Raw genomic sequence first — 7,408 nt, forward strand, 5'->3', positions numbered from 1 at the left:
CAGAGCGAACCTCACCATCTGACCACCCTCACCCCCTGGCACTCCGTGCATCCCTCTCCGCTCCGGGAGAGGGGGGCTAGTCAGCCAAAACCGCATACACATCCCCTGAATTCGCCTCGTGCGGCAGGCCCGCGAGGTGCGCCGCCATGGTGTCCCGGTCCACCGGGGTCCCGAAGGTGAGCCGCTGGCTCTCGCCGAGCGCCACGTCGAAGCGGTAGGGTCCGAGCGCTGCCAGACGATCGAGGCATTCGGCGGCGACCGCGCGGGCGATGGTGGTGAACTCGAAGGAGAGGGCCGGGAGCGGCGTCGAGAGGCCCGCGAGCACCGCGGCCTCGAAGCCCTCCACGTCGATCTTGACGAAGGCTGGCCGGCCGAAGCGGGCGATCAGCGCGTCGAGGGTCAGGCATGGCACGGTGACGCTCCGGTCCCAGGCCTGCCCCTCCCACCCGGCGGCGCCGTCGGCGGCACGCACGAAGGCGTCGGAGGCGGTCGAGACCGTCGGATTGGCGCTGTTGACGCGAAGCTCCACGCTGCCCTCCGCCGCGCCGGCCGCGGCCTCGATCAGCGTCACCTGCCCGTCGCGGCCATGGATGAGGCGCAGCGCCCGCATCGGGGCGGGCTGCGGCTCCAGGGCCACGACGCGGGCGCCCAGCCGCCGAAAGGAGGAGATCCGGTCGCCGACATGGGCGCCGATGTCGAAGGCGAGGTCGCCCGGCCGCAGGAAGCCCGCATAGAGCGCGTCCATCGCGTCGCGCTGCGCGCCCGGCCCATGATAGAGGCGCAGCGAGCGGCCGACCGCCGCCGCCGAGCCCTTCGGGAGCGCGCCCATCAGCCGGCCCTCACGGCGGCGAGCTCGGGCGGCATGTCGATCTCCTCAGGGACGGCGCAAAGCCCCCACCGGGTCAGCCGCTCGCCCATGGCGGGCGAGGCGGTGAGCACCGTGAAGGGGATCGCCACGAGGTAGCCGAGCGTCAGGGGCAGGCTCCACAGGAGCGCGGCCGGCGAGAGGACGGCAAGGCCGAGGCCCACCGCGAGGCCGAACAAGGTCGGCCCCCACAGGCCCCGGGCCGCGTCGCCCCAGGCGATGCCGTACGCGTCCCGCGTCTGCCCGTCCCACGCGATGGAGCGGCCGACCAGGAGCCCGCCCATGAACAGGGTTAGCCGGAACGTCGTCACCGCGCCGACGAGGAAGGAGAAGGCGATCTCGACCGCAGCGCCCGCGAGGAAGCGCCCCGCGCCGCCATAGCGCCGCACCCCGCCAGGGGTGAGGAGCACGTCGGCGAGGCCGGCGAGCTTAGGCGAGAGATACATCAGGAGGTAGGCGACGTAGAGCGCCGCCGCGAGCGCCCCGGGGAAGGCCGCCGGATCCTCCCCGTCGAGGAGTTTCAGCGGCGCGAGCGCCACGAGGAGCGTCATGGCGGGCACGCCGAGGAACATCAGGATCGCCCAGACGAGCTGGAAGCGGCTCATCGGCAGGAGCCCCGGCAGGTCGAGGAGGCGCAGATATTGCAGGTTGCCCTGGCACCAGCGCAGGTCGCGGACGGAGAAGTCGAACAGGGTCGGCGGGTTTTCCTCGTAGCTCCCGTTCTCGAGAGGCAGCACGCGCACCTCGTAGCCCGCCTTGCGCATCAGCGTCGCCTCGACCTGGTCGTGCGAGAGCACCGCGCCCCCGAGCGGCGGTCCGCCGGGTAGGACCGGCAGATGGCAATGCTCCTTGAAGGGCGCGATGCGCACGAGCGCGTTGTGGCCCCAGAACGGCCCGCACTCGCCGATCCACCAGGCGGAGCCGAACGTGTAGGCCCGCATCCCCGCCCGCATGCCAAACTGGAAGATCCGGGCGAACGCGCTGCGGGACGGCGCGCCCACCACGAGGCTTTGCAGGATGCCGAGCCGCGGGTGGGCCTGCATCATGCGCACGAGGCGTACGATCGCGTCCCTCGTCATGAGGCTGTCGGCGTCGAGGGGCAGCATGAGGTCGTGGCCGTCGCCCCAGCGCTCGAGGAAGTCGCGCACGTTGCCGGCCTTGAAGCCCTCGTTGGTGGCACGGCGGCGATAGACGATCCGCTCAGGATCGGACGTCGAGCGCCGCCACGTCTCGACGGCGGTCTCCTCGGCGGCCGCGACCTCGGGCCGCGACGTGTCGCTGAGGATGAAGTACGCGAAAGCGTGGCCGTGGCCCGCCGCGTCGAGGCTCTCCTTCACGACGCGCAGGCGCGCCATGGCCCGGGCCGGGTCCTCGTTGCGCAGGGTCATGAGCACGGCCGTGGAGAGGCGCAGCGGCTCGTCCGCATCGCCCGCCCGCGCGAAGGGCGCCACGCGCTGGAGCCCGTCCGCCGCGCCGTGGAGGAGCCACAGGCCGAACGCCGCGTTCCAGAAGCCGAGCACCGTCCAAGGCGCGGCGACGGCGACGCAGGCGAGGATCAGGAGATCGACGATGCTCCAGCCGCCCGCGCCGAGCACGACGGCAAGGCCCGCCATGAGCGCCGCGTAGGTCGAGAGGTTCAGGGCGATGACGACGAGACGCCGACGCCGCAGCTCCGCCATGGTCTGGAGCCCCGCCGGCGTCGTATGGGACGGCAGGGGCCCGGCGGGCTCCACGAGGGAAGCGGGGCTTGGCATGTCGGTCATGGGATGTCCGAGGCGGCGGGACGGCGGGGGACCGGGGCGGTGACCCGCGCGCTCTGGTACGTGGCTCGCGGCCGGGCGGACCTGCGCGACGTCGCGCTGCCGCCGCCTGCGACGGACGAGGCGGAGGTGCGGACCCTGTGGACCGGCGTGAGCCGCGGCACCGAGCGCCTCGTGTTCAACGGCCTCGTGTCCGGCCCCGAGCGCGAGCGGATGCGCGCGCCGCTTCAGGAAGGCGAATTCCCGTTTCCCGTCAAGTATGGCTATTGCGCCGTCGGGATCGTCGAGGCAGGCCCGCCGGAGCTCCTGCGCCGCACCGTCTTCTGCCTCCACCCGCACCAGGAACGCTTCAACGCGCCGGTCACGATGCTGGCCCCCGTGCCCAAGGGGGTGCCCGCCCGCCGTGCCGTGCTCGCCGCCAACATGGAGACGGCGCTGAACGCCCTGTGGGACGCGGGCGCGGGGCCGGGGGACCGCATCGCCATCGTCGGTGCGGGCGTCGTGGGCCTCCTCGTCGCCGCGCTCGCCGCCGGCATGCCGGGAGCGGAGGTCACTGTGGTGGACGTCGACCCGGCGCGCGAGGCGGTCGCGCGCGCGCTCGGCTGCGACTTCCGCCCCCCCGCCGAGGCGCCGGGCGGCGCCGATCTCGTGGTCCATGCGAGCGCGAGCGCGGCGGGTCTTGCCCTCGCGCTCGCCTGCGCCGGCACCGAGGCCACCGTGCTGGAGATGTCCTGGTACGGGAGCGAGGCCGTGGCGACGCCGCTCGGCCTTGCCTTCCACAGCGAGCGCCTGCGCCTGGTCTCGTCCCAGGTCGGGCGGGTGTCGCCCTCGCGCCGGATACGCTGGAGCCACGGCCGCCGCCTCGCCAAGGCGCTGGCGCTCCTCGCCGATCCGCGTCTCGACGCGCTGATCACCGAGGAGGTGCCCTTCGCCGATCTCGCCGGCGCCCTCCCCCGCCTCCTCGCCCCCGGCGCCCCGGGGCTGTGCACCGCCGTGCGCTACGGATAGACCGTCGCGGCCCGGAACGCCGCTCGCATCGCCCCCAAGGAGATCCCCATGTACGCCGTCGAGGTCCGCGACCACATCATGATCGCCCACAGCTTCAAGGGCGCGCTGTTCGGCCCGGCGCAGGGGCTGCACGGGGCGACCTTCGTGGTCGACGTCGCCTTCTTCCGTCCCGAGCTCACCGCCGACGCGGTCGTGGTCGATATCGGCCGCGCCCACGAGGCGCTGAAGGCGACTCTCGGCCCTCTCAACTACCGCAACCTCGACGAGGTGCCCGCCTTCGCGGGGCAGAACACCACGACGGAGTTCCTGTGCCGGCACATCTTCGACGCCATGGCGGCGGCGGCCCGCGAGGGGCGCCTGGGGCCGGGCTCGGAGGGCGTGAGCCGGATCCGGGTGAGCCTGCACGAGTCGCACGTCGCCCGCGCCTGGTACGAGGCGGAGCTCGCCCGTGGCTGAGGTGGCCTTCGCGATCCCGGGCGACCTCGCGAGCCCCACGGGCGGCTACGTCTACGACCGCGAGGTGCTGGCCCGCCTGCCGGATCTCGGCGTGAGGGCGCATCACCTCCCCCTCCCCGACTCCTTCCCGGAGCCTTCGGAAGCGGACCTCGCCGAGACGGCGCGGCGGCTCGCGGAGGCGCCCGCGGGCGCCGTCCTCCTCGTCGACGGGCTCGCCTTCGGCGCCCTCCCCCCGGCCCTCGTGGCGGGGCTGGAGCGCCCGATCGTCGCCCTCGTCCACCATCCCCTCGGGCTTGAGCCGGGGCTTGCGCCCGGGCGCGCGGCGGCGCTTCTGGCAAGCGAGCGGGCGGCCCTCGTCCACGCGCCTCGCGTCGTGGTCACGAGCCGCGCGACGGCGCGCATCCTCGTCGAGGATTTCGGGTTGCCGATGGCGCGGGTCACCATCGCCGAGCCCGGCACTGAGCCTGCGCCGCGCGCCCACGGCACCGGCAGCCCGGTCGGGCTCCTTGCCGTCGGCGCGGTCTCGCCGCGCAAGGGGTTCCGGGTGCTTGTCGAGGCCCTGAGCGGCGTTCGCGATCTCGACTGGCGGCTCACCATCGCGGGCGCCCTCGACCGGGCGCCGGACGAGGCGGCGGCCCTGCGCGCCGCGATCCGCGCCGCCGGCCTCGGCGAGCGTGTGACCCTCGCGGGCAATATCGAGCGCGCCGACCTCGACGCGCTCTACGCCGCCGCCGACGTGATGGTCTCGCCCTCCCTCTTCGAGGGATACGGCATGGCGCTCGCCGAGGCCCTCGCCCGGGGCCTGCCCCTTGTCGCCTCGACAGGCGGCGCGGCGGGCGACACGGTGCCGGACGAAGCCGCCCTGAAGGTGCCGCCCGGGGATGCGGGCGCGCTGGCGGAGGCCTTGCGGTTGATGATCGAGGACGAGGCCCTGCGCCGCGCCCGCGCCGATGCGGCCTGGGCGGCGGGCCAGGCGCTCCCGCGCTGGAGCGACACCGCCCGGCTGATCGCCAACGTCATCCGGGAGGTTGCCCCGTGAGCGGCTTCTCCCCCGCTTGGCTGGCGCTCCGCGAGCCTGTGGACCACCGCTCGCGTAACGGCGCGCTCGCCGCCTCTTTAAGCGCGGCGCTCGCGGACCGCGCTCCGCTGAGCGTGGTCGATCTCGGCGCCGGAACCGGCTCGAACCTGCGGGCGCTGGCACCGGGGCTCGGGCTCTTCCAGTCCTGGCGCCTCGTCGACCATGACCCGGCCTTGATCGAGGCTGCCCGGGCGCGCCTCTCCGCCTGGGCCGACGAGGCGCACGAGGACGGCGCCACCCTGCGGCTTCTCAAGAACGGGCGGCGGATCGAGGTGGCGTTCATGCGCGCCGACCTTGCGGCGAATGTCGAGGCTGCGCTGGGCGAGGCGCCCGATCTCGTCACGGCCGCGGCCCTCTTCGACCTCGCCTCCCCGGCCTGGATCGCCCGCGTGGCCGGCGCGGTGGCGGCGCGCCGGGCGGCGTTCCACACCGCGCTCACCTATGACGGCACTGAAGTCTGGCACCCGCCGCATCCGGCGGATGCCGCCATGCTCGCCGCCTTCCACGCTCACCAGCGCCGCGACAAGGGCTTCGGCCCGGCCGCCGGGCCCGAGGCGACGGCGGCGCTCGCGAAAGCCTTCGCGGCGCAGGGCTACCGCATCGAGACAGGGCCCAGCCCGTGGCGGGTCGGGCCGGACGAGGCTGCCCTCATCGCCGCCCTCGCCGATGGCGCGGCGGGCGCGGTGCGCGAGACGGGGCTCGTGCCCGAGGCGACGATCGCCGGCTGGCTCGCGGTTCGTCGCTCAGGCGCGGCCTGCACGGTGGGGCACGTCGACCTCCTGGCGCTGCCCGGCCGCTGAGCCGGGCAGCATGCGCCTCAAGGTCTCGTCGCGGCGCCCGAGATGATGGTGCAGCGCCGCCGCGATGTGGATCGCGACCACGGCCGCGAGCGAGAGGGCGAGCACGTCGTGCACGGCGAGGATGGGCTTTGCCGCCTCGATGCCGCCCCCGACGGGAAGCGTCACCGGCACGGTCCAGAACAGGTTCACGGGCGGGCAGCAGGCCGAGACGCCCGACCAGCCCACGAGCGGCACGGCGACGAGAAGGGCGTAGAGGGCGAGATGCGAGGCATGCGCCGCCGCCCGCTGCCAGCCCGGCAGCCCGGCCACTAGGGGCGGCGCGCCGCGCCTCCACCGCAGGGCCAGGCGCACGACGGTGAGGCTCAGGACGATGACGCCGATCGACTTGTGGATCTCGTAGAGCGCGTTCCTCGCCGCGCCCTCCCCGATGGCGGTCATGGTGAGGCCGATCCCCACCATCGCCAGCACGAGGGCGGCGATCGTCCAGTGCAGCGCTTTCTGGGCGCCGGAATAATGCGCGGGCCTGGGTCGTGCCATCGCTGCCTCCGTTCCGTGCCGGCCGGCTCTCAGGCCTCCCAGGGCGCGAGGGCCGACAGAGGTTCCGACGGAAGCCGTCCCGCCGAGAGATCGCAATCGAAGAGGACGTTGCCGTCGGCGAGCAGATGGGCCCGCGCGCGCGGCCGCAGGGCCTGCGAGAGCGGGCCGATCGGCGCGAGGTCGAGCCCGTTGCGGCCCGAGCCGAGGATGAGGGGCGCGACGAGAACGTGCAGCCGGTCGACGAGCCCGGCATCCATGAAGGCCGAGATCGTGCGCGCGCCGCCCTCCACGAGGATGCGCCGGAAGCCGCAGGCGCCAAGCGCCCGCAGGATCGCGCGCGGCGGGATGACGCCGCCGTCCGCCTCGATCGCGATGCAATCGGCGCCTTGCGCCACGGGCGCGCCTGGGCGGGTGATGACGATGCGTGGAACCCCGTCGTCCGCGAGCACCCGGGCATCGCACGGCAGGCGGCCGGACGGATCGAGGATCACGCGGGCGGGGCTGCGGCCGGGCACGCGGCGCACGGTGAGGAGCGGATCGTCCGCCACCACCGTCCCGATGCCGACCAGCACCGCGTCGACCCGGGCCCGGATCGCGTGAAGGTGATCGAGCGCCGCGCCGCCATTGATGTATTTGGAATCGCCCGTCGGCGTCGCGATCCGGCCGTCCAGGGACTGGCCGAGCTGCGCGATGACGAAGGGCTGCTCCGCCGTGCCGCAGGGAAATGGATCGAAAGGGTGAGACAACGTTTCATCCGCCGTTCCGTTCCATACGTACACCAAAATGCGCTTCCCACCAACGACGCCGGCGTTAATGTCGGGAACCGTAGGCGGGGAGCCCCCGAGGCTTAATCCGGCTCGACGGGACGAGGCGCCGATGAGAGGCGCCGTGCTCCGCGTTTGCG

At 73.9% G+C, this 7,408-nt stretch carries 8 protein-coding genes; 4 read left to right on the forward strand and 4 right to left on the reverse strand.

From position 1 onward, the window contains the following. Positions 1-76: 76 nt before the first annotated feature. Both F0L46_RS03470 and mdoH read right to left on the reverse strand, forming a co-directional pair. Positions 77-829 carry an FkbM family methyltransferase gene (locus F0L46_RS03470; protein WP_149815626.1) on the reverse strand — a complete coding sequence of 251 codons (753 nt, stop codon included), beginning with the start codon at positions 827-829 and terminating at the stop codon, positions 77-79. After that, positions 829-2,628: a glucans biosynthesis glucosyltransferase MdoH gene (mdoH, locus tag F0L46_RS03475; RefSeq protein ID WP_240539843.1), complete on the reverse strand. Its 1,800-nt coding sequence runs from the start codon at positions 2,626-2,628 to the stop codon at positions 829-831. The genes F0L46_RS03470 and mdoH overlap by 1 nt, the downstream gene beginning before the upstream one ends. 135 nt (positions 2,629-2,763) lie before the next feature. Here mdoH and F0L46_RS03480 point away from each other — a divergent pair, with 135 nt between their 5' ends. The 4 genes from F0L46_RS03480 to F0L46_RS03495 are packed head-to-tail and all read left to right on the forward strand — an operon-like array spanning position 2,764 to position 5,967. After that, positions 2,764-3,633, forward strand: a complete 870-nt coding sequence (locus tag F0L46_RS03480; RefSeq protein WP_149815649.1) for a zinc-dependent alcohol dehydrogenase — start codon at positions 2,764-2,766, stop codon at positions 3,631-3,633. A gap of 48 nt (positions 3,634-3,681) precedes the next feature. Further along, entirely contained in the window at positions 3,682-4,089 is a 408-nt protein-coding gene (locus tag F0L46_RS03485; RefSeq protein ID WP_149815627.1) for a 6-pyruvoyl trahydropterin synthase family protein, read from the forward strand. Continuing rightward, on the forward strand, positions 4,082-5,128 hold the full coding sequence (locus F0L46_RS03490; RefSeq protein ID WP_149815628.1) for a glycosyltransferase family 4 protein: 1,047 nt from the start codon (positions 4,082-4,084) through the stop codon (positions 5,126-5,128). The genes F0L46_RS03485 and F0L46_RS03490 overlap by 8 nt, the downstream gene beginning before the upstream one ends. Next, positions 5,125-5,967, forward strand: coding sequence for a class I SAM-dependent methyltransferase (locus tag F0L46_RS03495; RefSeq protein WP_149815629.1), 843 nt, complete (start codon positions 5,125-5,127; stop codon positions 5,965-5,967). The genes F0L46_RS03490 and F0L46_RS03495 overlap by 4 nt, the downstream gene beginning before the upstream one ends. On the opposite strand, the gene F0L46_RS03500 is transcribed toward F0L46_RS03495, so the two are convergent. Both F0L46_RS03500 and F0L46_RS03505 read right to left on the reverse strand, forming a co-directional pair. After that, a complete protein-coding gene (locus F0L46_RS03500) occupies positions 5,911-6,504 on the reverse strand; it encodes a cytochrome b (RefSeq protein WP_149815630.1) in 594 nt (197 codons plus the stop codon). The two genes, F0L46_RS03495 and F0L46_RS03500, sit on opposite strands and share 57 nt — an antisense overlap. 29 nt (positions 6,505-6,533) lie before the next feature. Further along, positions 6,534-7,250 (reverse strand): RibD family protein, encoded by a 717-nt coding sequence (locus tag F0L46_RS03505; protein ID WP_240539845.1) that lies wholly within the window; start codon positions 7,248-7,250, stop codon positions 6,534-6,536. Positions 7,251-7,408: the final 158 nt, after the last annotated feature.

Origin of the sequence: Salinarimonas soli (genome assembly GCF_008386575.1) — a bacterium.
GTDB lineage: Bacteria > Pseudomonadota > Alphaproteobacteria > Rhizobiales > Beijerinckiaceae > Salinarimonas_A > Salinarimonas_A soli.